This window comes from Agromyces humi (assembly GCF_009720255.1).
Taxonomy (GTDB): Bacteria; Actinomycetota; Actinomycetes; order Actinomycetales; family Microbacteriaceae; genus Agromyces; species Agromyces humi.
On record NZ_WJSP02000012.1, the window covers coordinates 1 to 23,990 of the forward strand.

Sequence of the window (23,990 nt, forward strand, 5' to 3'; positions counted from 1 at the left end):
TCCGTGTCACTGATGACGACTGAACCTTCTTTGCAGGCGGTCAGCTTTGACACGTCTGCTGCCTTGGCCTGTGCGACGCCGGTCGGCCCGCATGGTGGCGGCGCTGCCGTCGCTACGCCAGCCTGCGTCACCACAAGCAGCAATCCGGCGACGGCACCGAGCATGATCTTTCGCATATGTTCCCCCCAGAATGATGCGGCGCGGCCAAATCTAGGGTGACGAGCGTTGTGGCGTCAAGGACATCTGGTCCAGAGCCTGTGCTTGGTCATCGGTCCCCGCACAGGGAGAAGTTGCCGCATGTCTTCCTTGTACCCGCGAGCCAAGGAATACACATGACTGATCTGACGACCCCGGAATCGCCCCGGTTCGGACACCAGGCGCCGGAAATCGACCTCGACCTGTTCGCGCAAGCGGCCGCCGAGCAGCCGCAGCAGCGCACCACCCCGTGGTCGAACGCTCCTGCGCTCCCTGCTGACGAGGATGTGTACGCGGCCGCGTACGACACCGACAGCACCGCCTCCACGAACACGGTCGACGACCACGACCCGTTCGACGATGAGCCCAACGAGCCGGCCACCGCCGGTACCCGGAAGCCTCGGAACCGCGACCGCGCGAACCTTCGTCGCGGGATCGCGAAGTACGACCAGCTGCTCACCGCACGCCCGGAGCTCCGCGCCGCCCTCGCCGCTGTGCTCCGCGTCCAGGACAGCGCCCGCGACCTCACCTTCGCGATCATGGCCGGTCAGCGCACCGCCGCCCGGGCGATCGACGATGTCAGGGAGCTCAGCTCGCTGGCCGAGACGCCCGTCGACGCGCTAATCGCGGCGGTCAGCCTGCCGCGCCACCGCATGAAGGCGGTGTGGGCGCTCCTCACCGCGCTCGACCACGCCCGCGGCCCACTCCCGCAGGCAGACGTGAAGGCCGGAGCGCTCCTCATGAAGCACGCCACCCAGCTCACCGACACCGACCTCGAGGAGCTCGCCGCCGTTCACGAACTGGCGAGGCGCTGACATGGCCCGCTGCAAGTCGTGGCGGCCGAAGCGTCACGCGAAGCACCCCGTGCCGACGAAACCGGGGGAGTGCCGCGGCTGCTGGACCGTCTGCCGCAGCCGCATCGAGCCCGGCACCGTCCGATGCGATATCTGCCTCGAGGCGCTCATCACCCACCCCGACCCTGAGGTGCGTCGCGCACTCGTCGTCGAGGAGGGAACCGACCTGAACACGCTGATCCGCCTTGCGTCCGACGACGAGTACTCCGTTGCGCTGGCCGCCGAAGGGGCGCTCGAAGAGCTCGACAACCAGACCGTCCAGACACCCGACCCGGGCTACGACCCGTGGGCAGACCGATAGGAACACCATGGCGAAGAAGAACCGACACTCCATCTGGGACGACACCAACCTCGTCGAGGCGGAGAACACCAGGTCGAAGCCGGTCCAGTCCAGCGAGACGAGCCGTCGATTCGTCCGCGGCTACACGAAGCTCGCCACCTACTCGTTCCCGCTCGTCCTCGTCATGCTCGGCGTGATCTGGACGGACATGCCGACCCCGGAGGACTTCGTCCAGGCGGAAGCGTCTGAGCAGATCGACTCGCCCGGGAAGGCTGAGGCGTTGCTGGCTCAGGATGCGTGGCTCGAATCGGTGCCGGCGCCGCTCTCGAACGGCCGGGTGCTCTCATGGGACGGCTTCGACGTCGTCCCCGAACCTAAGCTCGACGAGGTGGTCGCGAAGGCGGTCACCACCCCGGAGTACGACATCGAACTCCACCACTTCACCCTCGTCGACGGCGCCGGCAACCGGTACCTCTCCGACGTCGCGGTGGCCGTCACCGAGAAGGAAGGCGCGACGGCGCTCAGCACCCCGTCGCTCAGCCCGATCGCGCCGGCGGCCAGCGGTTGGGCGACGAACGGTGCCTGGTACGGCCTGAAGAGTGCCACTCCCTCCGACGCGGTTCGCGTCGCCGTCTCCGACTGGGCTGTCGCGTTCACGTCCGGGGACGCGGAGGTGCTCGGACAACGAGTCGGCGATGAGGCGGAGAACCACGAGTACATGCCCCTCTACGGTGTCGCGTCCGTCGAAGCGAACGTCGTCTCCGCAGCATCCGTCCCTGTCGTCGAGGACGGCACCGTCTCGGACGCGAAGCCGAAGCAGCTCGTCGCCCAGGTCGAGCTGAAGCTCACGTGGCTGGGCCCCGACGGTAAACCGCAGGAGAGCGTCGTCGGTGGCGGCCACGGCAACAGCGTCATCACCTACGACGTGCTCATCAACGCCGCGAACACGAAGGCGCCGAAGGTGGTCGCCTGGGGTGGCCCGGGCACCGGCACATCCCTGAAGGAGTACCAGAACGCGGTCGTCGACCGTGAGCTCACGGAGGCAGGCAACTGATGGCACGCACCCCGAAGGTCGCAGACACCGCGGCGAAGTCGACACCTGACTTCCCGACGATGGTGAAGAAGCGGTTCCGTGACGGCCGCATCGTCGGCATCGACGACAGCGTCTGGCTGTACCGGGCGGTCCCGCTCGCCCCGGTGTCCGAAGCACGCACCGCCGAGGACGCCGTCAACGCCGGCCACACCATCCAGCAGGCCCTGAACGGTCTCGCCGGCATGGTCCGGCTCCGCAACAAGCAGCGGAACATGAACAAGGCGGGGTACCGGCAGGTGCACATGCTCCTGGTCAACATCCCGCAGTACTACGAACCGCCGGCCGACCACCCGAACTACGCGTACCTGAAGGAGGGCTACGCGGACCTGCTCACGTACCGTCGTGCGCTTGTGTTGGGTGTACGCCTCAACGCCCAGCTCGGCAACGGCTCCCTCCGCTCCGCGTTCGACTCGGCCGTCGAGTCGATCGTCCGAGGCGGCACGCCGATGTCCGACTACGACCAGGACTTCGAAGCCGTCGACCAGGTCCTCACACGTGCCGGCCTCTTCACACCGAACCCGGCGGACTTCCGCTACCTCAACGGGTGGTTCAACTACGGGATGAACTCCGACGTCCCGATCGTCTACCACGACAACCACGTCCACTTCTTCCAGTCCGGACCTGCCGCCCGCGCCGCCGCACGCGTCGGCCTCGACGACTGCGACAGCTGGCTCGACATGCACGGTACGCACGCGCTCACCTTCGCGGCAGTCGAGTCGTTCGAGCTCCCGTACGTGTCCGTGTACGAAGACACCGGGCGGTGGGCGTCCCGGCTCATCGAGTCGGACGTCACTGCGATCTCCATCCGCGGCAAGGTCGAACCTCCTCAGGTGACACGCGAGGTCATGCGGAAGCAGATCGTCGACTACCGGCAGGAGCTCGAGGAGCGCCGCGAGAAGAACAAGCTCGACCGCGCCGAACTCGACGAGAAGTCCAACGAGCTGCAGCAGGTGGAACGCGACTACGCGTCCGGCGCCGCCCCGGCAACCCTCATCGACGCCTCCGTCGTGGTTGCCATGCCCGGCATCGTCGACGACGTCAACGCCACCTCGGCAGCAAGCGTCGTGCAGATGAGCGCGATGCAGAACCGACAGCCCGGCGCCCTCGCCGAGATGATGCTCGCCTCGTCGATCGGCGCGAACCCGTACCTCGAGGACCTGCCCGCCACGACGATCGCGTATTCCGGCCTCCCGTCGCTCTCGAATGTGGGCGACAAGGACGGCGTGCTGTTCGGTGTGACGGAGCGCGACCGGCAGCCGGTGTATCTCAGCCACACAGCTGTGTCGGACGAGGACACGCCCCCGCTGATGCTGGTTGCGGCAGGCTCAGGGTCGGGCAAGACGATGCTGCTGCTGAACCTCGCCGACCAGCAGGCGCGAGCGGGCGTGCCGAACGTGATCGTGGACCCGAAGACCGGTTCGGACCACTCGGCGGCGGTGCTCGCCTCCGGCGGCCAGGTCGTGTCCCTCGACGACCTCGTCTCATCGGACGGTGCGCTCGACCCGCTCCGCTTCGCCGCGTCCCCAGAGGTCGGCGTCGACATGGCGGCTTCCGCGCTGCTCACCGTGAACCCGTGGGGACCGGAGATCCACCTCTACGAGGTGCCGCTGTACACGGCGATCGCACGAGGCGTCTCCCTCGGCGCCACCTGCACCGGCCAGGCGCTGCAGCTTGCGTACCAGGCGGAGCAGGATCCGAGGCACCGGGAGCTGCTCGAGCGCGTCATCGGCCCGATCTTCCGCCTCGCAGAGCAGAGCGCGCTGGTTCGCGCGTTCTTCGGTATCAACCCCTCGACGCGGGCCCTCCGGGTCGCGAACGGCATCACCTACATCAAGGTCGGCGACTACCGGCTGGAGCTGCCGACACCCGGGACGCCGAGAGAGCACCTCACCGTTCCCCAACGTCTCGCCGTCGCGACCGTGAAGATGATGTTCACCGGCGCCGGCATGGCGCTCACCGGCCGCGACGGTGTGCTCCACATGGACGAGGCATGGGTGGTGACCGGCACGACCCCGGAGGAGGCGGAACGCGCCGGCCGACTCGCGCGCTCTCAGCGATTCCTCCCCATCCTGTATTCGCAGGACATGTCCGGCGCCATCAACGCGAACCTGATGAACCACGTGAGCCGCATGGCGATCGGCCCGCTCGACGATGCGAACCAGGCTCGGATGGCGTTGCAGATCGCGAAGCTCGAGGAGACGAAGGAGCGGATCGACCGGATCACCGCCCGGAAGACCATCGGTGTCGCCGGTGACGAGGTCGCCCCGAACTGGCACTCGCTCCGTCCGCTGTCCGATCCGAAGACGCGGCAGAACCTTCGAGGCACGATTTTCATCTTCTCCGACCTCGCCGGCCGTGCCGTCCCGACCGAGGTGAAACTGTCTCCACAGTTCCTGGCGAGGGCTTCGACGAACCGTATCGACGTAAATCTCAGAAACCAACAAGCGGGCGTCTGAGCCCGTCGAGACCGTGTCAGCCGTATGGGGGACACGGTCTCGGCGCGTGCGGTGTCAAATCGAAGAGACGTGATCAGGGCTCATCTCTCAGTTGTAGATGACCTACAACGAATCAGCCCGAATACACACCAATAACAAGCAAAATCCTGCGATTTTGCCCATATTGACGCGCATGACGCGCGGGTGCAGACCACTCTCACCAACACCCACGCAGACCAAATCTCAACGGACCTGGCGCGCCGAGCCATAGCAGGAGAGGTTTCAGAAGCCGAAGCCCGAAGGGGCATCGCCTGGAACCTCGAAGCAACCGGCGTCGCAACAGAGGTCACTCGCGAGGCGCGCCACGGCGATCTGAAGCCGATGACTAAAGTTCGTCTCGTCGACGAGCTCAACAACCTCATCCATGGAAAAGCTGTCGGCGAGAACGGCATGAAGGCGAGCCTCGACCTCAAGCGCATCGCCGACGGCGCCTCCGCCACCGGCTGGGCCCGCAACCTCCTCCGCGTCGCCATGCCGTCGAAGATCCGCGACATCATCCACAACGACGTCGAGTACACGTTCTCCACCGTCGCCGACGACGAGCAGGCAGACACCAGCGCCATGAACGTCTTCGACGCCGCCCACCTCGAGCTCTCCGCCGAAGACGCGTTCACCGAGGACCGGTTCGCGTCCAGCTTCGAAGCCCTCGCCGGCCACAAGAACCTCCGCCACACCGGCCAGGCCAAGCAGAACGCCCACCATCTCCGCGCCGCCTACGACATCACCGCCCCCATCGTCGTCCCCGAAAGCGAAGCCGACCGCGAATGGGTCCAGGCGCAGCTCGAAGAAGACGAGATGCTCGCCTACCGCTCCCTCACCCAGTGGCTCGCGATCGTCACCTCCCGCGGCCGCGCCGCCAACCCGATCGACGACCGGCTCCTCGGCCTCTGGGACGACTTCACCGCCGAGCAAGCCGAAGACCTCGCCGAGTACCGACCCGGCTTCGCGCACACCGTCGCCCTCGCCGCCGTCATGCTCAGCCCCAAGCCGTCCCGCGACGTCGTAAACCAGGCCGTCAAGATCGTCACCATGGCCTCCGTCAACGAGGACTGGGAGTCGCACGCCAACGCACTCGTGCAGTCCTGGGTCGCCCGCGAATGCTCGCCGTTCTCCGAGTTCAAGTCCAAGTCCCGCGGCGACGAGAACGAGCAGCTCGCCCAGCACAAGATGGCAGCCGCCGCCTGGCCGGAGCTCGCGAAGACCGCAGCCGACTGGCACAAGCAGCCGCTCGGCGGGACCGTCGACGAGGTCCGCGACCGCATCGGTCGGATCTTCACGAGCGTCGACCCGGCGAACTTCCCGGCCTGAACGGCGGGGGAGACCCACTTAGGTAACGGAACGGTAACGGTGTTCGGGTGTGCGGAATCCGCCGCACACATACGCCACCATGCCCCACCCCGCACCGGCAATCCATCGCTCCGACGACGCAATCACCATCTGGAACGGCGACAGCCGGGACGTACTTCGTCAGCTTGAAGACAACAGCGTCGACCACATCGTGTGCGATCCGCCGTACGAAATCGATTTCACTAGGCAGCAGCGTGGAGTGTCCTGGGACCGCACGGGAATCGCCTTCGATGTCGAGTTCTGGAGTGACGCACTCCGCGTCCTGAAGCCCGGTGGGAACCTGGTCGCCGCGGGCGCCGCGCGCACCTACCACCGCCTCGCTGTAGCCGTCGAGGACGCCGGGTTCGAGATCCGGGACAGCATCGTCTGGTGCTACGGGCAGGGAATGAGCCTTGGATCGGCCGACGTCGCGCACGAGCTCCGCAAGGCCGGTCATGGCGACATCGCGGACGAGTATCAGGGCTGCGAGACCCGGCTCAAGCCCGCCTACGAGCCCTGGGTCGTTGCACGCAAGCCGCTCGAAGGCACGGTCGTCGAGAACGTCCTCGAGTGGGGGACTGGGTTCATGAACATCGATGCGGTCCGCATCCCGACCGACGAGGATCGGAGCCGCCGCAACGGTGACACTGATGCGTCGACCTGGAAGGTCGAGCGCGCCACCGAGCGCACCGAGTCCCACGCTGGCGGACGGTGGCCGACGAACATGATCCTGAGCCACGCCGAGGCGTGCGGCGAGGATGGTCCGTGCATCGACGACTGCCCGGTGCAGATGATCAAGGCCCAGGGCAAGAAGTCCGACTCGTCGCGGTATTTCCCGATCCTGCGGTACGAGAGCAAAGCCCGTGGCGCCGAGCGACCCCAGAAGGGCTCCAGGGACGAGCACTCCACGATGAAGCCGATCGCGCTAATGCGATGGCTCGTGCAGCTGGCCGCTATGCCCGGCCAGACGGTTCTTGACCCGTTCCTCGGATCCGGGACGACCGCTGAGGCATGCATCGACTCTGGCGTGGACATCATCGGCATCGAGCTCGAGGCGAAGAACATGCCGGCGATCGATGAGCGGATCGATCGGGCGTTGGCGCGCAAGCTCGAGGCTGCAGCCTAGAGCTCGAGATCCGTCGCCCGACATGTGAACAGCTCCGGGAACAGCGGCCCCCAGGTGCTGGCGGACCCCGCTCGGCACTAGGCCGATAATGATTCTTATGTCGGTTTGATCGTGCGTTATTGCATCAGATGCAATCGCAAGCCACTCTCCTGCTCGCCGACGGAAAGCCGGTTCAGTCGGTACCGTACGGTTGTCGCATGGAGATGCAGCAGGTCGATGCAGCCGCGCTTGTCGGAATGGTCAATCAGCGCCTGGCCAACAACGGAACCGAGTTCCTGTCTGCCAGCGAGATGCCTGTCGGACCATTCGGCACATCCGTGTTCGGGACGATCAAGGGCCGTCCCGTACGGCTCGATTTTGTCATCAACCCTGAGAACGATCGTCGGGCAGTTCATCTCTTCGACGTACGCACGAAGCAACCTCTCGCCGAGCGCCTGATGGCTGCCACATTCGAAGAAGCGATCGATGATTACCCGTGGACCGCGACGATCGCCGCACTCGTCCTGACCTGACCGCTCGTCCGTGACAGCTGCTCACCAGGTGGGGATGACTCGTCTCCACTCGTGACCTGTCGGCAATCCAACGCGCTCGTCTAACGCGAGGTTGCGGTAGGCAGGTGGAAGCAGCACGGGTGCGTAGCTCTGGTCGATCTCAAGCAGATCCCATCGATCTTCGTAGCTCGCGAAGACTCCGAGCAGCACCCGCGCGCGTTCGACAGATGCGTTGCGTTTCCCTGCGGGTGCCAGTGGATCTGTCAGCCAGTCCATGTGCGAGATCCACGCGGCCGCGGCGACGTGGATCCTCGGGACGACGAAGCATCTCGGATGCTGGCTGAGATCAGTCGGGATGGCCACCAGAACGAAATACTCGCGTCCATGGAGGCTCGGGGCCTGTGACTTCGGCCCGATGGGCCAGCTGATCGAGTCCATCTTCGCGCCGCGCGCGCCCTTGACCTGGATTTCGACGAGTCGACGGTCGCTTCCCTCCGTCATCACGGCAAGAATGTCTGTTCGTTCGAGCCCGTCCCGGGTCATTGCGGGCGCCCAGCCTCGCCGCGCCAACTCGGCGGCGACATGGTGCTCGCCGATCGTTTTCGTCTGCTTCGTGTCGACCACGATCTGAGGCTACTGTGCACGGCCGACGTGGCCCGAGCGTGCAAGTTCCAGGTTCCGTCGTCGGCTTCCTCCATGTCCGCCGCATGCCTTATCGACGTGCTCTCCCTGCTTCACCATCGGCGTCTCCGCTCCCCTCGCCCGTCCGGAGGTTCCGAATGCTGACCGCCCGTCAGTTCGCCGATACCGTCGCTGAGGTTGCACCCGCGCGCCGGCACCTGAGGGCGGTCGTCCACGAGGTTAACAAGCCGAAAATCCGCAGGCGCCAACGGATGGTCGCCACGGTGCTCGGGGGCCTGGTCGCGATCGGTGCGCTGCAGCTGACGTTCAACCTGGCGATCGTGCAGGGCGCGTATGAGCTCGACGCGCTCGAGGTCCGTTCAGCTTCGCTGTCGAAGGAGATCGAGACGACCTCCGACGCGCTCACCGTCTTGGAGTCGCCGCAGTCGCTTGCCACGAAGGCCGCCCAGCTCGGGATGGTTCCGACGAGCTCGGCGGTCTTCATGGACATCGCGACCGGTGCGACAGCTGGCGTGCCGGCGCCGGCGTCCGAGGATGCTGAACTGACGGACGGATACGTGCCGAACCAGCTGCTTGAGAACGGCGAGGCGAACGTCGAGGTCGCCGACCCGGTGGTCGCACCGGTCGATGCTGCGCCTGTACCCCAGGATGCCAAGTCGGCTGAGTCTTCAGCCGCTACTGCCCGAGCGCCGAAGGGCGTGATCCCCACCCCGAAGACTCACTAGGCTCCGACTCCCCTTCGATGAAACTGAGGAACTCTTGCCACTTGGTTTCTGCCTCGGCTCTCGTGGCCACCGACGCGATCCACGAGTCGATGATCGGCATGCCCTCGACCTTCAGCCTGGCGTGCAGGTGAAGCTCAGGTTCGATGCCGGAAAATCGAGGTTCGAGCCAAGATATGTGGTCGACGTTGACCCACTGCATGTGCGGGTACGGGCCGCTCGGCGGCTTCTCACCGTGAAGCGCGAGGAAGCGTGCCGGCATCGCGACCCCCTTCCCGGCGGAACCGGTGTTCGGACAAGCATGTCGGAAGCGGTTACCGAAGGGCAAGCAACTCGGTGCAGGGGTCACACTGACCCCCATTACGGGGGGCACCTGTCATAGCCGTGAATCATGCCGCGCTCCCCCATCCTCGGCGGTTCCCCCATTAGATGCGGGAACCCGCACCTTCCACATCGTCGTGTCCCCCGACGGGTGGAGATTTTGCGCTTTGGACATGTGCAACCCCAACTGCTTGAATCGCTCCCAGACCGAATGCGAAACGGACGGGAAAGGCCTCTCCCTGGGGGACGTTTCCGCTGAGGTGGCATGAGACCTCCATGGGGGCGGGCTCAAGCCGAAAGTTCTTTCCGCCATACGCGACCCCTACCGTCGCGGATGGCGGTTCACTCCGAACCTCAGGGAATCACGACCATGTCTGGCGCAGCCACCTCAGTAATCACCATGCCCACAACACGTGAACGGGACTGGGAACAGATGGCAGCGACGGTGGCCGGATTCCGGCTCGCGAACGGCCACCTCCCGGCAGCCGCAACTGGCTGCGACGACGCGGAGCGCGCGATGTACCGATGGCTTCGCACGCAACGAGAGCTTCACCGCCAGGGCCGGCTCAACTCGGCCAAGGTGGAATGGCTGGACCTGTACCTTCACGGGTGGTCTGCTCCCCTCGAGGACAACTGGAAGAACTCCGCGATCGCGGTGACCCGGTACCGCCTCGACCACGGCCGTCTCCCCCAGGCGAACGCCAAGGACGAATGCACCCGCCGTCTCGGCATGTGGGTTCGGACCCAGCGCCGTGCCGACCAGGCAGGCAAGCTGTCCGCCGCACGCAAGGCATGGCTCGACAGCAAACTCCCGACGTGGAACGACCCTGCCGCCGACGCCTGGTACTCGAAGGCGGACGTCGCCATCGCCACCATGCGCCGGCTCGGCCGGAACCCCGACCCCTCCTCGACTGACCGTGCAGAGCGCGACGCCGCCCAGTGGTTCCGCGCTCAGCGATCGGCCCACCGGAACGGCGGCCTCAACTCCGACCGCGTCCAGTACCTCGAAGCGCTCAGCCCGAAGTGGCACGATGAGGCGCTGTTTACCTGGTTCGCGCGCTCCCAGTCCGTCCAGCAGTTCTTCACCACTACCGGGACCCTCCCCCGCAGCACCTGCGAGTCCGCCGAGGAGCGACGCCTCGGTATCTGGCTGACCAAGCAGCGCTCGACCGTCGCGAGCAAGGGCATGCCCCTGGACCTCATCGACTGGCTCGATGCGAACATCCCGGGCTGGCAGAGCCCGCAGACGAACACGTGGCTGGTCCGCGCCGCCGACGTCGTCGCCTTCCAGAACCAGCACGGCCGTCTCCCGGAGCGTCGCACCAGCAGCATCCCCGGCGAACCGGAGCTCGCAGCGTGGCTCAGCACGCAGCGAGCCGCCCGCCACACAGGGATCCTCCAGGTGGACCGGAAGGACTGGCTCGACGCGAACCTCCCGAAATGGTCCGAGCGCAAGCACTACCGATGGGTGGAGGACGCCGAATCAGTCGCACGGTTCGAGAAGGAGTTCGGGCGTCTCCCCGGCGTCCTCGAACCCGACCAGGAAGGCCGACGCCTCGGCATGTGGCTCTCTAGGCAGCGCCGCGCAGCGAAGGAAGGCCGGCTCAGCCCCACCAGGCACAAGTGGCTCGAGCGAAACCTCACCGAATGGCAGTCGCCGTACTTCAACGTCTGGCTGTCCACAGCCGCCAAGGTGGAGGAGTTCGTCGCCATCCACGGCCGCTTCCCCACCCGGAGCCGCACCGCCGGCGCCGACGAACGCGAGCTCGGCATCTGGCTGAACAATCAGCGGACCGCGCACAAGACCGGGAAGCTCCCCGACGAGCGCCGTGAGTGGCTGGACGCCAGGCTCCGCGAATGGGTCGACCCGCACTTCGCACAGTGGCTGACCAGCGCGCGAGCGGTCGCCGCGTTCCGCCGGAAGTCAGGTCGCTTCCCGTACTTCCGATCCAACGACGCAGTCGCCCGACGCCTCGGCATCTGGCTGAACAACCAGCGATCGGCGCTGAAGAGCGGCACCCTCGAGGACAGACGGAAGCAGTGGCTCGACACACACCTCGCCGGGTGGTCCGGGGTCGCAGCGACCGCTGACTCTCGCCACCTCATTCCGTCCGGAGCTCACGCCGTGGGTCGCACGGTCGAAGACTTGATCTCGTCGGTCTCGAGCATCTACTCCGGCAGGACGCCGATCAGCGCCTAATCTCGGTGCGGATCATCTAACGCTTGCAGCACTCGCTGTAGTTCGCCCGGGGCGATGTCCGTCAGGTTCCGTATGGCGTGGTCTCTCACTCTGCGGATCCGCGCTGCGCGAAGCACTTCCTCGTGTGGTGCTACGACGTCGGGCATGGTTTCGGACCCGTTGACGAGGTAGTCGTAGCTGACATCGAAGACATCGGCGATCGCCTGCAGCAGGCGGCTGTCGCGTACGAGTGGACCTTCGCCGTTCAGCATGTATGCCCATCGGGATCTCGACAGGATCACGCCTCGTTCCGCCACCAGCGTTGCGAACTCGGAGAAGGTGACGTTTCGTCCGTACTCGATGGCCATGACGTCCATCAGGATCCCGAGCCTGCGGGCCAGCCGTTGCTGTGACGAGCTGTGGTCGGGAGACGTTTGATATGGCATTCCTGGTCCTCAGCGCATGGTTCTGCCGGCTCTCGGGTGGCAGAAGTTCGGAGCTCAACGACTGGGGGTGTTGCCGCACTAGTCAGAATACCCGCCAAAGTGACCACTCCCCTGCCCACTTGTCGGTGCGCCGAAACCCTGAGCATAACCTGAACGCCGACTGTGGAGAGTTCCGCGCATGGGAGCGATGACCACCCCTACGGAGGAACCATCTTGAACACCCTCGCCACACCTGACACGGAACAGACCGTCGAGCCTGCACCGCGCGAGCTCACGGCCGCCGACCGCTGCGACGCCTGCGGTGCACGCGCCTACGTCGAGGTGGCGATCGCCACCGACAAGCACGACGACCAGTTCAAACGAATCGTCGTCCCTCTGTTCTTCTGCGCGCACCACTACAACGAGCACGAGCCTCGGCTGGCGATGTCGACCGCCGTTCGCGGGATCAACGACCAGCGCGACAAGCTCTACGAGGAAGAGGCATCTCGAACCAAGGGATATGAGTGAGCGCCAGCACCGAGATCCATATCCGCGCCGTCAACGCCGGCATCAGCATGCTCGGCCGGGTCCGCGACCTCGAAGGACTCCGCGCAGTCGTGGAAGGTGACCGAGTGCTCGAACGCCTCGTCGACCGGGAGCTTGAGGACGCAGAGCGAACGGTTGTCAGCGTGATGCGCAGCGTCCTCAGCCTCGATCCTGCATGACCGACTCCGCACCAGCCACGTCGCACGCCGAGTTCCTCGAGGAGGCCGACGGGACGATCATCTCCTGGTACTGCACGGACTGCAGCGAAGAGCTCGGCGCCGACCCCACCCGCCCTCAGGGCGAGCCGTCCAACTGCTCGAGTTGCGGCGGCCGCGACCTCGCCTGGGAAACGCGGAATGTCGAGACGGACCCTTCGTACCCGCACCCTGTCATCAGCGCCGACCCAAGGAAAGGCTTTGGTTAGTCTCCCCCTGTCCGCCGCCGGCCAGGCAGCAGGGGCGGGCAGCCGCCCATGCTGAGATCGCCGCTGAGCGGTGCCACCCGCGCGGAGATCCGCCTCTACCGCGCTTTCGCCAAGGAACGCATGCGCTGGGAACGACGCATGGTCTCAGGCGATCTCGCACGCCCCGTCATGGAGCGACCCGCCGAGTGGCGTGGGCTGCCGTTGCCGCTGTACGACCGATTCGAGCTCCGCGCGATCCGTCATCTGAAGCGCCGCGGCGACTGGGCTCAGATCATCGAACGCTGGGCGTCAGCGCACGACAAACAGGACCAAACGCGGGGGCTAGACAGACGAGCGCTCCGCCGAGAGATCGTGCAGCTGCAGCGTGAGCGGACCCCCGTCTAGACGCCTCGCATCGTCCCGGTGCTTCATCGGTCGGCGCCACCCGGCGGGGTCAGCTCGCCTCGTCCTCGCCGGCGATGCGGCCGAGCAGGTCTCGGCTGTCGTCGAGCACCGCTTCCGCCTGCTTGAGCAGCTCGGTGAGCCGCGCGTCGACGTCGTCGTAGGCATCCGCAAGATCCTCGAGGGTCGCGTCGGCGAACCGTTCGGACACCACTCTTCGCCGAACCTCAACCTCTCGGGAACCCATGAGTCGCTGCGACTGCTTCATCACCCGTGAGATGGAGAGCCTTCCGAGGGGTTGGCCCGTCTGAACCCATCCGTGGGTGTCGACGGCGACGGTGAGCGCTGGCACGTCGCGCCACAGCTCTGCCGGTCTGCGGTCGCAGTCGTGATCGACCGGAGGGGCGTCCGGGAGCATCAGCAGCGTTTTCAGGTTCATCCGCCACCCGTAGTGCGCTCGGCCGACGACGTCGAGCCACCGGATCGCAGCGCACGCCGGACACTCCCCCGGCTTGACGGTCCGCGGGACGGTGCGACCGGCGACCCGAACCCCATGATCGAGCTCGACGTCCTCCGGGCTGACGGATGCCGCCTGCCGTCGGGACATGCCGAGGACCGCGATGAGCACCAGGATCCACGCGTCTCGACGACCGCGGAGCCCCGCCGGGTACCGGTACCGCGGCAACTGCTCAAGCGCCTCCCCTACTGTCGCCCAGGCGTCGCCGGTTCGGACGGTCGTGCTCGGCTGGGCTGGCTCGTCCCAATCGAGGTCGAACCCGTGCTCGGCGAGGCCGTACCGGATCGCGCGGACACGTCGTTTCACGGTGGATCCAGTGGCCGGAACCTCACGGAGGAACGACTCGACCATCTCCCGGCGCGCTGGAACGGGCTCGGCGCCAACCGAACGGCACCAATCCGCGAAGAGATCCCAGTCCCGCCGTTGCGCATCGGTGAGCACGCTCAGAGCCCCAGCTTGGTGACCGCGTTGTGACGGAGAGGATCCCGTTCGCGTGAGTACACCTCGACGCTGCCGACATCCTTGTGGCCCGACTGGCGCATCACCTCGTGGTGGGTGGCGCCCTCACGGAACGCCTGGGTGATGAAACCGGCGCGGAGTGAGTGACCGCCGAACTCGGCGCCGTTGTACCCGGCGGCTTCCACGCGTCGTTGCAGCATGTCGTTCACCGTCTGGCCGCCGATGTGCCGCGGTGTGATCGTCCCGTGCTTCGTGACAGGTCGGAACAGCGGAGCGGTCGCAGGCAGCTCCGCGAGTTCCGGCAGCGGTTCACGGCAGATGTGAGTGCCAGTGGGGCTGAGCCGCACGGTTCGCATGAGGTCAGCTCTCCCCCGCTCCGCAGCGACGAGGACTCGTACCCATCGCGCGAACGCACACGGCGGGCAGACGAACGGGCTGACCCCGAACGGCAAGCCCTTCACCATCCCCACGCCTTCCTGGTCGGTCTTCGACTTCGCCAGCGTGACGACCAGACCGTCCTCCGGGTGCCGGCGGACGTCCCGGATGCGGAGCCCCGCGATCTCCGAACGTCTGAACGCCCCGGCGAGGCCCATGACCAGAATCGCAGCGTCACGGTGGCCGATCACCCCGGCCGGCCAGGAGTTCTGGTCGATCAACGCCACGGTGTTCTTCAGGTCGGACACCAGCAACGGCGTCTTCCGGTCAGTAGGCCGGGACCGCTCGCGCTTGATACCGGCGATGGTGGCCGCGACGTCGATGTGCTCGCCAGGCTTAGGGTGTCCGGCGTAGACGTGAGCCTTGTTGATCGAGGCGAGACGCCTGGCGATCGTTCCGGGCGCGTAGAACGGGTCACCGTGCTCGTCGAGGAGGTTCGCCATCCACGACAGATGCGACGCCACCGTCAACGGGTGCGCCGGCAGCTCGTCGACGCTACGCTCCCGGCACCAGGCGGTGAACGTCGCCCAGTCCATCTCGAAGCCACGGCGAGTGTTCGCCGCGACCGACGCCTCCTGGAACTTCCGCACGTCAGCGAGATCGCCGAGATCCAGCGCGAGCGCACTCCCCCGCTGGGCTGGGTGAAGCTTCGAGCGTCCGTTGTGGCGGCGGCTACCCACTCCCCCGGCCGACGGCACCCGCGTCAGCTCGAGGCGGAGCTCGCTGGTGTCATCCACAAGCGCCCTCCTCTCTTCCGGCAAACGTGCGAAGCCAAACCGAATTGAGGTGATCATGACACCGACCGATCACGCGTGGGAAAAGGCGCTCCGATCTCAGTCTTGATTCTTGGCGAAATCATCGGTTAGCGGTCTAGGGGCATCGAGGCATGACTCGTCCTCCTTGAGCACGCCCGCTCGCTTGCCCAAGCGCGGTACGACAAGGGTCTTGGGCCCGAAACAATGCAGGCACGTCGGCTCATGCGCCGTGTTCGGCCCCGCGGTTATGACTCACACGATGGTCGGCGGTCCAACGTCAGGCGGGTTGGCCTCCGGCTTCTCATTCAGGTCCAGTCGAATGACCTGGCTCGGATCCCGCGTGATCAGGTTCGTCGCCCACCGCTCGTTGAATCCCGCAATGAAGCCCACCGCGCCCCAGAAGAAGAAGCTCGAAACCCGAAGCAACTCATCGGTCGCGTCGGTTGAGAGATCCGCCGTTCCCTCAGGGAACACTCCGAACAGAATCCCGCCCTTGATGAAGAACACGACGATCGCCCCAAAGAACCACCCGAGGGCAATCCGGTAAAAGGCTGTTCCTTGGTTCACCGCCTCGACAGTGATGTTGTTCACTCGGTGCAGTCGAAGAAGGACGCTCACGCATGCCCCCGCGGCGCCACCCGCGATCGCCACAAGCGTGTCGCGGAGAGCGTCGACGTGCTCCGGGGGGATATCGACGCTGCCGCTTCTCCCCCCGGCACGCCAGAACAGCCACAACCACATGACGAGATACATGACTATTCCAAGCACCAGCAGTATCGCCAGGCTCCAGCCTGCGCCGCGCAGGAGGCCGCGGGCGTAGAGGCGACGCGCCATCTCCCCTTCACGCCTTCGGAGGGTGACGACGGCAAACTCCACTCGGGCGTTCAACGCCTCCAAAGCGTTTGCATCCAGGGCCCCTTTGCCGTCTAGGCGTTGCGCCGCCGCCTCGACCCCATCTGCGATCGTCGCGCAGATGTATGCGGCGTCGTCATGGTCGAGGACATGCTGGGCACGAAAGTACGCCTCACTCAGCAGGTTGAATTGCTTCGGCGCAGCGATCGACACCTTCGTCGCCGCTGCGTTGAGTGTCCCATCCTTGGACTCAAGGATCCCGAGGACCGGAGCTGCGTCGGTCGTCCGGCCGTTCCTCTTCACGTTCCAAACCGCGAATGGTGGCTGGCGCCCTTTGGGTCCGGCGGTTGCGTCGATCATTCGATTCCCCCTCGCCGTAGCTGCTGATGGGGCGACTCCGAACACTTCCTGGCGCAAACATGCCGGAGCCAGATGATGGGACAAGTCATACTCCGGTCATGTTGTGGCGAGGAGTCCTCATTAATGGGGACAGCATGAGCAAACTCAGGCCTTGGAGAACGATGGCGCGGTAGCGACGCGGCCACCGGGCCCTCATAGCCGGCGATCCGCCACGGCTAGTTCGCACAGCCCACAGAATCGCTGGCAGGATCATGAGCCACTGCTCACAATGGAGGCCCGGTGGAGATCCCAACCCGCGCGATCGACGACTTCGACGACATCCTTGACGCCGGTGATCGGCTCCTCGAGGCGCTGCGCGCCTTCCGCGCCGCGGAAGGCGAGTACGGCGGCGCGATCAAGCTCACCCGCGCGTTCTCCGATGCGTTCCTCAGCGTGACCATGGTTGAGCTCGAGCTCAGCGAGCTGCGCCATGCGGTCAAGGTCGTGCGCGAGGGCGCCCCGATCGCCCGGGCAGACGACCGTGGCGTGATCTGGAAGCGACCGCTCACCCCGCGCGAGATCGCCCTTCACGCCGCCCTGGCAGATGAAGGCGATACCAACTACCTCGCCCAGCTGGCGGACGTGCTAGAGACGGAACGTCAGCGCGCCGCACTGATCAACGCCGACCTCGACGTGAAACGCGGCCGCGGGAACGACTGCCGCAACTTCCGTGTCTACTGGCCCGGCCGAAGCCACGCCGAAGCGCCCGCATGCTGGAAGCACCTCGCTCCAGAAGAGGCCGCGTCGCTCGAGCAGCTCTACGATCGGGCGATCGCCGGCTACGCCTGCCCCGGTTGCATCGCCACACCCGGCGAGGACTGCAGCCAGGAAGCCAGCGAATTGAAACTCATCGACGGCCGCTGGCCGCGGGTGAAGTCGTTCCGAGGGCGGCGCGTGCACCCTGCGCGGCTCGACGCCTCCGTCGGGGGCTGACGCAGCCGACGGCGGCCCCTACACCGCCCGCTCGCGAGCACGACGACGCATTTCGCCGCATACCTATCCAGTGAGAGATCCATCTCGATCACCGGTTAGGGGCCCGGAAATGAACAGGATGTTCGCACGCCACCGCCAGATCATCACACGGCGCGACGGCCTAACCTCGTCGATCCCCGAGACGCTCGTCGGTGTGCTCGTCAAGCTCGCCGTGGCGTCCATGATCGGCACCCTCCTCGTGGGCGTGTTCACGTACAGCTCCACCGCGTCCGCCTCGACCAACGTCTCCGCAACCGCGCAGGCTGCCTCGATCTCCTTCGCCGACCAAGCCCGCAACGCCGATCGAATCTTCGGGCGCGACACCAACAACGTCTTCTTCGTCAAGTACGACGGCGCCGGCGGATGCTCCGTCGACTCATGGAAGACCGTCGCCACCGGGTCCAGCAACACCCTCACCCGCGGCCGATTCACACTCACTGGCGCCCAGTGCGACAACTCGAGCGCCGTGTTCACCGCATCCGCGAACGACAACCCCAAGCCGGTCCTGCGGAACCTCGGCACTGTCACCATCACATATGCGAACGTCGCCGGGCGCGTCGTGACGTTCCCTGGCGGCGTCCCAACCCTGGCGTCCGGGACACAGCCCACCAACGTCACCAAGGCAGAGTGGGCGTCCACCAACCCGGAATCCGTCGAGCTGACCACCACCGCGCTGACAGGAGGAGTTCTCGCTTCAGCAAAGCCGGTCGTTCTCTCCGGCCGCGCACCAGTAGTCGTTGCAGCCCCCGCCACCGGCAACATCGTGACCCCGGACACCACGGCGCCTGCACCCACAGCCGTCACCGTTACCGTGGCCCGCTCAACGACGACGGGAGTCTCGTACGGCGGCCTTCGCGAGGCCATCACAGTCAGCTTCACCGGCGGGATCTGCCCCGGCCCCACCACCTACGCAGCGAAGTTCGTTCCCACCATCCCCAACGCAGCCGACTATCGCGTCTACACCGTGCAGACCGCAGAGTTCACCGGCACACTGACGGGCGCCGCCGTCCCGATGGAACTCGATGGCGTTCCGAACGGCGCTTCGGGAGACGCAATCGTCGAGGCGAAGTGCGCCCCGGATGCCGCCCAGGCCTCCGGCGTGAAGCACTACCACCAGTCGATGCCGACGCCAACCTGGGCGAAGTCGGTCGACCCGACTTCCCCCGAGACCCACATCATCACCGTCAACAACGTCGTGTCGAGCGCGCGGGTCTTCTACCGCATCGGCCAGAGCCCGCTCGCACCTCTCCGCTTCGAGACACTGGACACCGGCGTATCCGGCGGCGGCGGCGACGGCAAGTGGTACTACCGCGAGACGGAGACCATCCCGTTCACGGTGACCTACCCGCTCGGCACCGCATACGGCCTTAACCTCGACTACTACGTCCGTGCGTTCATCCCCGGTGCCGACTACCCGTCGGGTTACATCAACCAGACCATCACCACGCCGATCACCGTCCCAAACGCGATCAACTGGACTTGGACCGGTGGAAGCAAGACGGCCGCACCATTCGACGGGTACCTTTCCTGGTACGCGTTCCCGATCGGGCCGACAACCTGCCCGGCCGGCACAACGCTCATGTACCACCCTGTCGCCTACGACGACACCAGCGTCACTCCGTACATCCGGAACACTGCGGCACCACTGATGGATCTCGGTTGGACATCGGCCACATCGAGCCCGACTCTCCTGACCGGGACGCAGCTGCACGTCTACTACCCGAACCAGCAGCTCCAGCTCGAGTTCCCAACCGCCTGCCGTGTGGACCTGAACGGGCGCATGATCCTCAGCACCGCCGGCGCCGGGTTCGTCAAGAACACAGCTTGGGCCACGCCGACGATGCCCGCCTGGGCTGGATCGACCACTTGGAAGAAGACCGAGTCGCCGACCACATCGATCTTCGACATCTGCCGCAACCTCGGAACGGTGACGTGTACGAAGTCGAGCTACGGTGACTCCATCGTCCCTGGCTGGGCGACACCCACCTGCCCAGCCAACCACGATCTGACGTCTACGAGCATGGATATCACCGACTGGAACGGCGTGAAGACGACCGCGGCATGGGGTACCGCCATGGGCTTCGAAACCGGAGGCGTGACCAAAACGGTCAAGTTCTCCAACTTCAAGTGGGTGTGTAAGCCGCGCCACTACTCCGGGCCCATCACCTTCGGGAACCCCAGCGGAACGATCACGGTCACAATCAACCCGCTGCCATAGCTTGCCGCCGGAGGGACGACGCCTGCCGACCGAGGGACACTCGCCGCATACCTAACAGGTAAGGACGGGTCTGCTGACCCGACGGCAGGAGGCCTCCGGATGAACAAGATGTTCGCACCGCACCGCCGGCTTCTCACCCGGCGCGATGGTCTCACCGCATCGATCCCCGAGACGCTCGTCGGCACGCTCGTGAAGCTCGGTGTCGCCACGATGGTCGGGTCGCTCCTCGTCGGTGTGTTCACGTACAGCTCGACAGCATCCGCAACGACGACCACTTCCGGGCTCACCCAGGCGGCAGCCATCACGTTCGCCGACCAGGCCCGCAACGCCGACAAGATCGTCGGAAAGGGCACCGGCCAGGTCTCCTTCCTGCACCAGACCAGCTCCGGCGAATGCTCGATCGACACCTGGCGTGGAGTGCCGGCAGGGTCGTCCACCGTCGACCTGGTGCTCGGCAACTACCTCATCCCCGGCACCGACTGTGACCTGCTTACACCCGCCCAAGTCTTCACTGCCGTCGCATCCGACACCCGCAGACCAGTGGTCGAGCAGGTCAACGCCGTCCAGATCAGCTACCAGAACGTCGTTGGCCGCGAGCTCACATTCCCGACGAACGGCATCGCGCAACTCGCCGCTGGCTCTCAGCCGAGCGACGTGACCGCAGCCGAATGGGAGTCGCTCGAGCCGGAAACCGTCAAGCTCGAGACGGCCGCGGCTTCCACCGGAGTCATCGCCGACGCCAAGCCAGTCATCCTGACGGGGCGAGCCCCGGTCGTGGTTGACCCGATCATCGCTGGTGCCGTGGTCACCCCTGACACGTCCGCACCGGTACCTTCGACGATCAAAATCACCGCGGTCGCACGGTCTACGACCCTTGGGAACCTTGTCGGTGGCGTTCGCGAAGGCGCCAAGGTTACATTCACCGGCGGAATCTGCGCCAATGACACCTACTTCACGGTCAAGTTCACGCCGGGTAGTCCTGACGCTGCCACCTACGGTGTCGTCGAATCCGTGATGACGTATTCGGCGAAGCTCACAGCCACCACGATCAGGGATCTCCCCGGCATTCCGAACGGCGCAGGCGGCAACATTTCGGTCTTCGCCACCTGTGATCCAAACGCCACCGAAGGCGTCGGCGCCCAGACGTGGTTCGTTCAGACGCTCCCCAACCTGAACTGGACCAAAGCGACAGACCCGGCGCGTCCAGAGAGCCACATAATCACGATCCCCACCGGGCTCTCCAGTGCCTCACTGCGATACATGATCATCGCCGGCGACAACAAGCCGGTCCCATCATGGTTCCCCTACGACGACTGGCAGACGACCACTCCCGGATGGGACTACTTCATCACGGACCAGACGACGGTCCGCCTCGACTGGCCCGATCACACCGTCTACGGCATGCCGATCAACTACGGCGTCCGCGGCTTCATCCCCGGTATGACGTACGGCGACGGTACAACCAAGGTGACGACCTCGACGTTGTTCACGAACATTGTCACGCCGGCGTTCGCAGTCCCCGCAGTTACGGCGGCGGTCACATGGACGGGTGGAGCGAAGAAGGTCGCCCCGTTTGACGGAACCCTCTCCTGGCCAGCCGCTGTCGGCACCTGCCCGGCCGGGATGACCCTCTGGTACCACCCGTTCTACTACACGGACACGACGGCTGTTCCGGACGTCGTCGACCGCAACAACCCGCTCTGGGATGGCGGCTGGACCCAGTCGCTCTCCTACCCCTCAACCATCACCGGTGCATCGATCAAGGTCCTCTACCCATACCAGTCGTATCTGTTTGAAGTGGAAACCTCGTGCCGGTCAAGCATCAGCGGAAAGGAATGGAAGCAGGCTGGCACACCGGTAGACCAGAAGACCGGCATTCCCCTGACGGTCGCTTCGACCTGGACTGGGTCGACCTCGTGGATGAAGACTGAATCCCCCGTAGCCTCGCAGATCTTCGACATCTGCCGGAACGGCGGCACGGTGACGTGCACGAAGTCCGCCTACGGGAACTCTGTGACGGCGAACTGGTCGACGCCGAACTGCATGCCCGGCTCGACCTTGTCCGGCACCCCGTCGATGACGATCGTGGCTCCGGATGGAAGCACGACCACAGCGGCATGGGGCACCGCGATGGGCTGGGAGGTTGGCGGTGCGACCGGGAAGACGGTGCAGTTCAAGGGGGCGACATGGAAATGCCAGCTCTCCCACAGCAGCTCCATTCTGACCTCGACGAACCCGACGAACGTCATCCAGACGCTGACGATCCTGCCGCTCCCGTAGGTCGCTTCGTCAGCGCCTCTGGCTCTTGTCCGGCGGGCGTCGATCCTTAAGTCAGGGGGCGAGCTCCACGCTCACGACCCGAGCGGCCGACCCGTCCGGAAGCTGCCGGAGATGTTGGGTGGGAACTCCTCGCCGTTATTGAACTCTGCCTCGATCTTCACGAGGAGCTCCTCGAGCGCCGCTTCGATGAGCTGGGTGCGTGAGCGGTACCCGCCCGGTAGGCCTTGGGTGCGCATGACCGCGGTTTCAGCGCGAAGCTTCAGGGCGGTTCGCATGTCCATCGTCACGGTGGTTTTCGCGTTCGGCGGTATGTAGATCGTTGGCGCTTCCGGTGCCGGTGCCTCGGCCTGCTTCTTCTCGCGGGTGCGCGCCACCGACTTAGTCCTCGGCGGAGCGGACGCAGCGACCTCCGTAACTGACGCAGCGGCGGCAGCGTCGCCGCTCGGGCTCACCTCGTCTGCCTGGTCCGCGGCTTCGCCCGTCGGAGTGGTGGACGCGGCGGCGGGCTCGGTCGCCGCTGGGACTGCCGGGACCTCAGGCCCAGAGCCCTCCGTAGTCGCGGGTGATTGCTGAGCAAGCGAGCTCGGGGTGCGCACCTGCTCGACTTCGGGCACCAGCACGATCGGGCTGGATGCCCCGGGACGCTTCCGTTCTGGTCTGGCCATCATCGACTCCTTAACCCGCTACCCGTTCGGTGATCCGGCGCGCAACCTGGTCATAGATCGCCACCGTCTCGCGACCGCGCTTGTCGTTCCACGCGCTCAGTGACACGGCCGCGGCATCCGCCTCGTCGAACCGTGACCACTCCGGGATGTGCTTCGGGGTGATAATCTCCACGCCACGAACCTCGGTCGGGCCTGCCAGGTTCCAGACGAGCTCACCGAACCGATCGGCCAGCCCCGCGAGCTGGAAGTCCTTCTCCGCGGTGGCCTTCCGCCGGGTGACAACCACTCCCCCGATCTGAAGGGTCGGGTTCGCGAGATCCACCGCGTGCTGCGAGACGAAGTCGCTCACACGGATGGCCGCCTCGACACCGTCGTAACCCGGCTCGGTCGGGATGATGACGTAGTGGGCCGCGGCCATCGCCATCTGCACCAGGTGCCCCAGATCAGGTCGGGTGTCGATGAGAACGAAGTCGTAGTCGTCCACCCAGCCGTCCAGCGCCTTCTTCAGGCGGCGAACGGCGCCGAGGACTCCGGACTCCGACTCCCGGTTGATGAGGTCGAACCTGGCGGGGAGAACGTCGATCAGTTCAGCCTCGCTCGTGGGGGTTCCGTCCTCGTCCACCCATCCGCATGCGATGACGGCTTGCTCTCCCGCGCCTTCCGCGTCGGCCTTGATCACTTCTGACATCGTCAGGATCGGAGCAGCTGGATCCCACTCGACCCCGAGCCTCCGGGTCGCGTTCGCCTGGGGGTCCATGTCGATGACGAGGACACGACTCCCCCGGCGCGCGAGGCCGGCAGCCGTCTGGACGGTGAACTGGGACTTGCCCACGCCGCCCTTGTTGTTGGAGATGGTCAGCACGATGGCCATGGATCAACCTTCCGGACAAGAAACACAAGACTTTATAGGGTTGGTAGCCTTCCAAGGCTTTCGCTTG

At 65.7% G+C, this 23,990-nt stretch carries 22 protein-coding genes; 15 read left to right on the forward strand and 7 right to left on the reverse strand.

What is annotated here, in order from left to right:
- Positions 1-332 precede the first annotated feature (332 nt).
- The 7 genes from GH736_RS02725 (at position 333) to GH736_RS02755 (ending at position 7,881) form a co-directional block, all read left to right on the forward strand.
- Entirely contained in the window at positions 333-1,010 is a 678-nt protein-coding gene (locus GH736_RS02725) for a hypothetical protein (RefSeq protein WP_159600025.1), read from the forward strand.
- A 1-nt stretch (position 1,011) separates the two neighbouring features.
- Complete coding sequence (locus GH736_RS02730; protein WP_159600027.1) at positions 1,012-1,350, forward strand: hypothetical protein; 339 nt, start codon at positions 1,012-1,014, stop codon at positions 1,348-1,350.
- A 7-nt stretch (positions 1,351-1,357) separates the two neighbouring features.
- Positions 1,358-2,383 carry a hypothetical protein gene (locus tag GH736_RS02735; protein WP_159600029.1) on the forward strand — a complete coding sequence of 342 codons (1,026 nt, stop codon included), beginning with the start codon at positions 1,358-1,360 and terminating at the stop codon, positions 2,381-2,383.
- On the forward strand, positions 2,383-4,878 hold the full coding sequence (locus tag GH736_RS02740; protein ID WP_159600031.1) for an ATP-binding protein: 2,496 nt from the start codon (positions 2,383-2,385) through the stop codon (positions 4,876-4,878). Before GH736_RS02735 ends, GH736_RS02740 begins: the two co-directional genes overlap by 1 nt.
- Positions 4,879-5,238: 360 nt before the next feature.
- On the forward strand, positions 5,239-6,225 hold the full coding sequence (locus GH736_RS02745; RefSeq protein ID WP_159600033.1) for a hypothetical protein: 987 nt from the start codon (positions 5,239-5,241) through the stop codon (positions 6,223-6,225).
- 79 nt (positions 6,226-6,304) lie between these two features.
- Entirely contained in the window at positions 6,305-7,369 is a 1,065-nt protein-coding gene (locus tag GH736_RS02750; RefSeq protein ID WP_159600035.1) for a DNA-methyltransferase, read from the forward strand.
- A gap of 197 nt (positions 7,370-7,566) precedes the next feature.
- Positions 7,567-7,881 (forward strand): hypothetical protein, encoded by a 315-nt coding sequence (locus tag GH736_RS02755; protein WP_159600037.1) that lies wholly within the window; start codon positions 7,567-7,569, stop codon positions 7,879-7,881.
- Positions 7,882-7,902: 21 nt separating this feature from the next.
- On the opposite strand, the gene GH736_RS02760 is transcribed toward GH736_RS02755, so the two are convergent.
- The gene (locus GH736_RS02760) at positions 7,903-8,484 is read right to left on the reverse strand and encodes a hypothetical protein (protein ID WP_235933806.1); all 582 of its coding nucleotides are present in this window, start codon (positions 8,482-8,484) and stop codon (positions 7,903-7,905) included.
- A 155-nt stretch (positions 8,485-8,639) separates the two neighbouring features.
- Here GH736_RS02760 and GH736_RS02765 point away from each other — a divergent pair, with 155 nt between their 5' ends.
- Positions 8,640-9,227 carry a hypothetical protein gene (locus GH736_RS02765; protein WP_159600039.1) on the forward strand — a complete coding sequence of 196 codons (588 nt, stop codon included), beginning with the start codon at positions 8,640-8,642 and terminating at the stop codon, positions 9,225-9,227.
- Positions 9,228-9,945: 718 nt separating this feature from the next.
- Entirely contained in the window at positions 9,946-11,745 is a 1,800-nt protein-coding gene (locus tag GH736_RS02770; RefSeq protein WP_159600041.1) for a helicase associated domain-containing protein, read from the forward strand.
- Here GH736_RS02770 and GH736_RS02775 read toward each other — a convergent pair.
- On the reverse strand, positions 11,742-12,092 hold the full coding sequence (locus tag GH736_RS02775; RefSeq protein ID WP_159600043.1) for a hypothetical protein: 351 nt from the start codon (positions 12,090-12,092) through the stop codon (positions 11,742-11,744). The two genes, GH736_RS02770 and GH736_RS02775, sit on opposite strands and share 4 nt — an antisense overlap.
- Before the next feature lie 291 nt (positions 12,093-12,383).
- On the opposite strand from GH736_RS02775, the gene GH736_RS02780 reads away from it, so the two are divergent.
- The 3 genes from GH736_RS02780 to GH736_RS02790 are packed head-to-tail and all read left to right on the forward strand — an operon-like array spanning position 12,384 to position 13,119.
- Positions 12,384-12,677: a DUF7455 domain-containing protein gene (locus GH736_RS02780; RefSeq protein WP_159600045.1), complete on the forward strand. Its 294-nt coding sequence runs from the start codon at positions 12,384-12,386 to the stop codon at positions 12,675-12,677.
- Positions 12,674-12,874 carry a hypothetical protein gene (locus GH736_RS02785; RefSeq protein ID WP_159600047.1) on the forward strand — a complete coding sequence of 67 codons (201 nt, stop codon included), beginning with the start codon at positions 12,674-12,676 and terminating at the stop codon, positions 12,872-12,874. The genes GH736_RS02780 and GH736_RS02785 overlap by 4 nt, the downstream gene beginning before the upstream one ends.
- Positions 12,871-13,119, forward strand: coding sequence for a hypothetical protein (locus GH736_RS02790; protein WP_159600049.1), 249 nt, complete (start codon positions 12,871-12,873; stop codon positions 13,117-13,119). The genes GH736_RS02785 and GH736_RS02790 overlap by 4 nt, the downstream gene beginning before the upstream one ends.
- Before the next feature lie 433 nt (positions 13,120-13,552).
- Here GH736_RS02790 and GH736_RS02795 read toward each other — a convergent pair whose 3' ends face one another.
- The 3 genes from GH736_RS02795 to GH736_RS02805 all read right to left on the reverse strand — a co-directional run bounded on the left by GH736_RS02795 (position 13,553) and on the right by GH736_RS02805 (position 16,878).
- Positions 13,553-14,323: a hypothetical protein gene (locus GH736_RS02795; protein WP_159600051.1), complete on the reverse strand. Its 771-nt coding sequence runs from the start codon at positions 14,321-14,323 to the stop codon at positions 13,553-13,555.
- A 137-nt stretch (positions 14,324-14,460) separates the two neighbouring features.
- Positions 14,461-15,648, reverse strand: coding sequence for a tyrosine-type recombinase/integrase (locus GH736_RS02800; protein WP_159600053.1), 1,188 nt, complete (start codon positions 15,646-15,648; stop codon positions 14,461-14,463).
- Between the two features lie 270 nt (positions 15,649-15,918).
- Positions 15,919-16,878 (reverse strand): hypothetical protein, encoded by a 960-nt coding sequence (locus GH736_RS02805; protein WP_159600055.1) that lies wholly within the window; start codon positions 16,876-16,878, stop codon positions 15,919-15,921.
- A 279-nt stretch (positions 16,879-17,157) separates the two neighbouring features.
- Here GH736_RS02805 and GH736_RS02810 point away from each other — a divergent pair, with 279 nt between their 5' ends.
- From GH736_RS02810 to GH736_RS02820, 3 genes are all read left to right on the forward strand, one after another.
- Complete coding sequence (locus GH736_RS02810) at positions 17,158-17,850, forward strand: hypothetical protein (RefSeq protein WP_159600057.1); 693 nt, start codon at positions 17,158-17,160, stop codon at positions 17,848-17,850.
- A 109-nt stretch (positions 17,851-17,959) separates the two neighbouring features.
- On the forward strand, positions 17,960-20,107 hold the full coding sequence (locus tag GH736_RS02815; RefSeq protein WP_159600059.1) for a hypothetical protein: 2,148 nt from the start codon (positions 17,960-17,962) through the stop codon (positions 20,105-20,107).
- Positions 20,108-20,206: 99 nt separating this feature from the next.
- Positions 20,207-22,387 (forward strand): hypothetical protein, encoded by a 2,181-nt coding sequence (locus GH736_RS02820; protein WP_159600061.1) that lies wholly within the window; start codon positions 20,207-20,209, stop codon positions 22,385-22,387.
- 71 nt (positions 22,388-22,458) lie between these two features.
- Here the strand turns inward: GH736_RS02820 and GH736_RS02825 are convergent, their stop codons facing one another.
- Positions 22,459-22,761, reverse strand: coding sequence for a hypothetical protein (locus tag GH736_RS02825; RefSeq protein ID WP_159600063.1), 303 nt, complete (start codon positions 22,759-22,761; stop codon positions 22,459-22,461).
- Positions 22,762-23,062: 301 nt separating this feature from the next.
- Complete coding sequence (locus tag GH736_RS02830) at positions 23,063-23,923, reverse strand: ParA family protein (protein WP_159600065.1); 861 nt, start codon at positions 23,921-23,923, stop codon at positions 23,063-23,065.
- Between the last annotated feature and the right edge of the window lie 67 nt (positions 23,924-23,990).

Excerpts from the sequence above, each read along its gene's own strand:
- GH736_RS02745 (WP_159600033.1), top strand. The coding sequence starts at position 5,239 with ATGACTAAAGTTCGTCTCGTCGACGAGCTCAACAACCTCATCCATGGA.
- GH736_RS02725 (WP_159600025.1), top strand. The coding sequence starts at position 333 with ATGACTGATCTGACGACCCCGGAATCGCCCCGGTTCGGACACCAGGCG.
- GH736_RS02830 (WP_159600065.1), bottom strand. The coding sequence starts at position 23,923 with ATGGCCATCGTGCTGACCATCTCCAACAACAAGGGCGGCGTGGGCAAG.
- GH736_RS02805 (WP_159600055.1), bottom strand. The coding sequence starts at position 16,878 with ATGATCGACGCAACCGCCGGACCCAAAGGGCGCCAGCCACCATTCGCG.
- GH736_RS02735 (WP_159600029.1), top strand. The coding sequence starts at position 1,358 with ATGGCGAAGAAGAACCGACACTCCATCTGGGACGACACCAACCTCGTC.
- GH736_RS02755 (WP_159600037.1), top strand. The coding sequence starts at position 7,567 with ATGGAGATGCAGCAGGTCGATGCAGCCGCGCTTGTCGGAATGGTCAAT.
- GH736_RS02740 (WP_159600031.1), top strand. The coding sequence starts at position 2,383 with ATGGCACGCACCCCGAAGGTCGCAGACACCGCGGCGAAGTCGACACCT.
- GH736_RS02730 (WP_159600027.1), top strand. The coding sequence starts at position 1,012 with ATGGCCCGCTGCAAGTCGTGGCGGCCGAAGCGTCACGCGAAGCACCCC.
- GH736_RS02775 (WP_159600043.1), bottom strand. The coding sequence starts at position 12,092 with ATGGCCATCGAGTACGGACGAAACGTCACCTTCTCCGAGTTCGCAACG.
- GH736_RS02815 (WP_159600059.1), top strand. The coding sequence starts at position 17,960 with ATGAACAGGATGTTCGCACGCCACCGCCAGATCATCACACGGCGCGAC.
- GH736_RS02820 (WP_159600061.1), top strand. The coding sequence starts at position 20,207 with ATGAACAAGATGTTCGCACCGCACCGCCGGCTTCTCACCCGGCGCGAT.
- GH736_RS02765 (WP_159600039.1), top strand. The coding sequence starts at position 8,640 with ATGCTGACCGCCCGTCAGTTCGCCGATACCGTCGCTGAGGTTGCACCC.
- GH736_RS02790 (WP_159600049.1), top strand. The coding sequence starts at position 12,871 with ATGACCGACTCCGCACCAGCCACGTCGCACGCCGAGTTCCTCGAGGAG.
- GH736_RS02770 (WP_159600041.1), top strand. The coding sequence starts at position 9,946 with ATGCCCACAACACGTGAACGGGACTGGGAACAGATGGCAGCGACGGTG.
- GH736_RS02750 (WP_159600035.1), top strand. The coding sequence starts at position 6,305 with ATGCCCCACCCCGCACCGGCAATCCATCGCTCCGACGACGCAATCACC.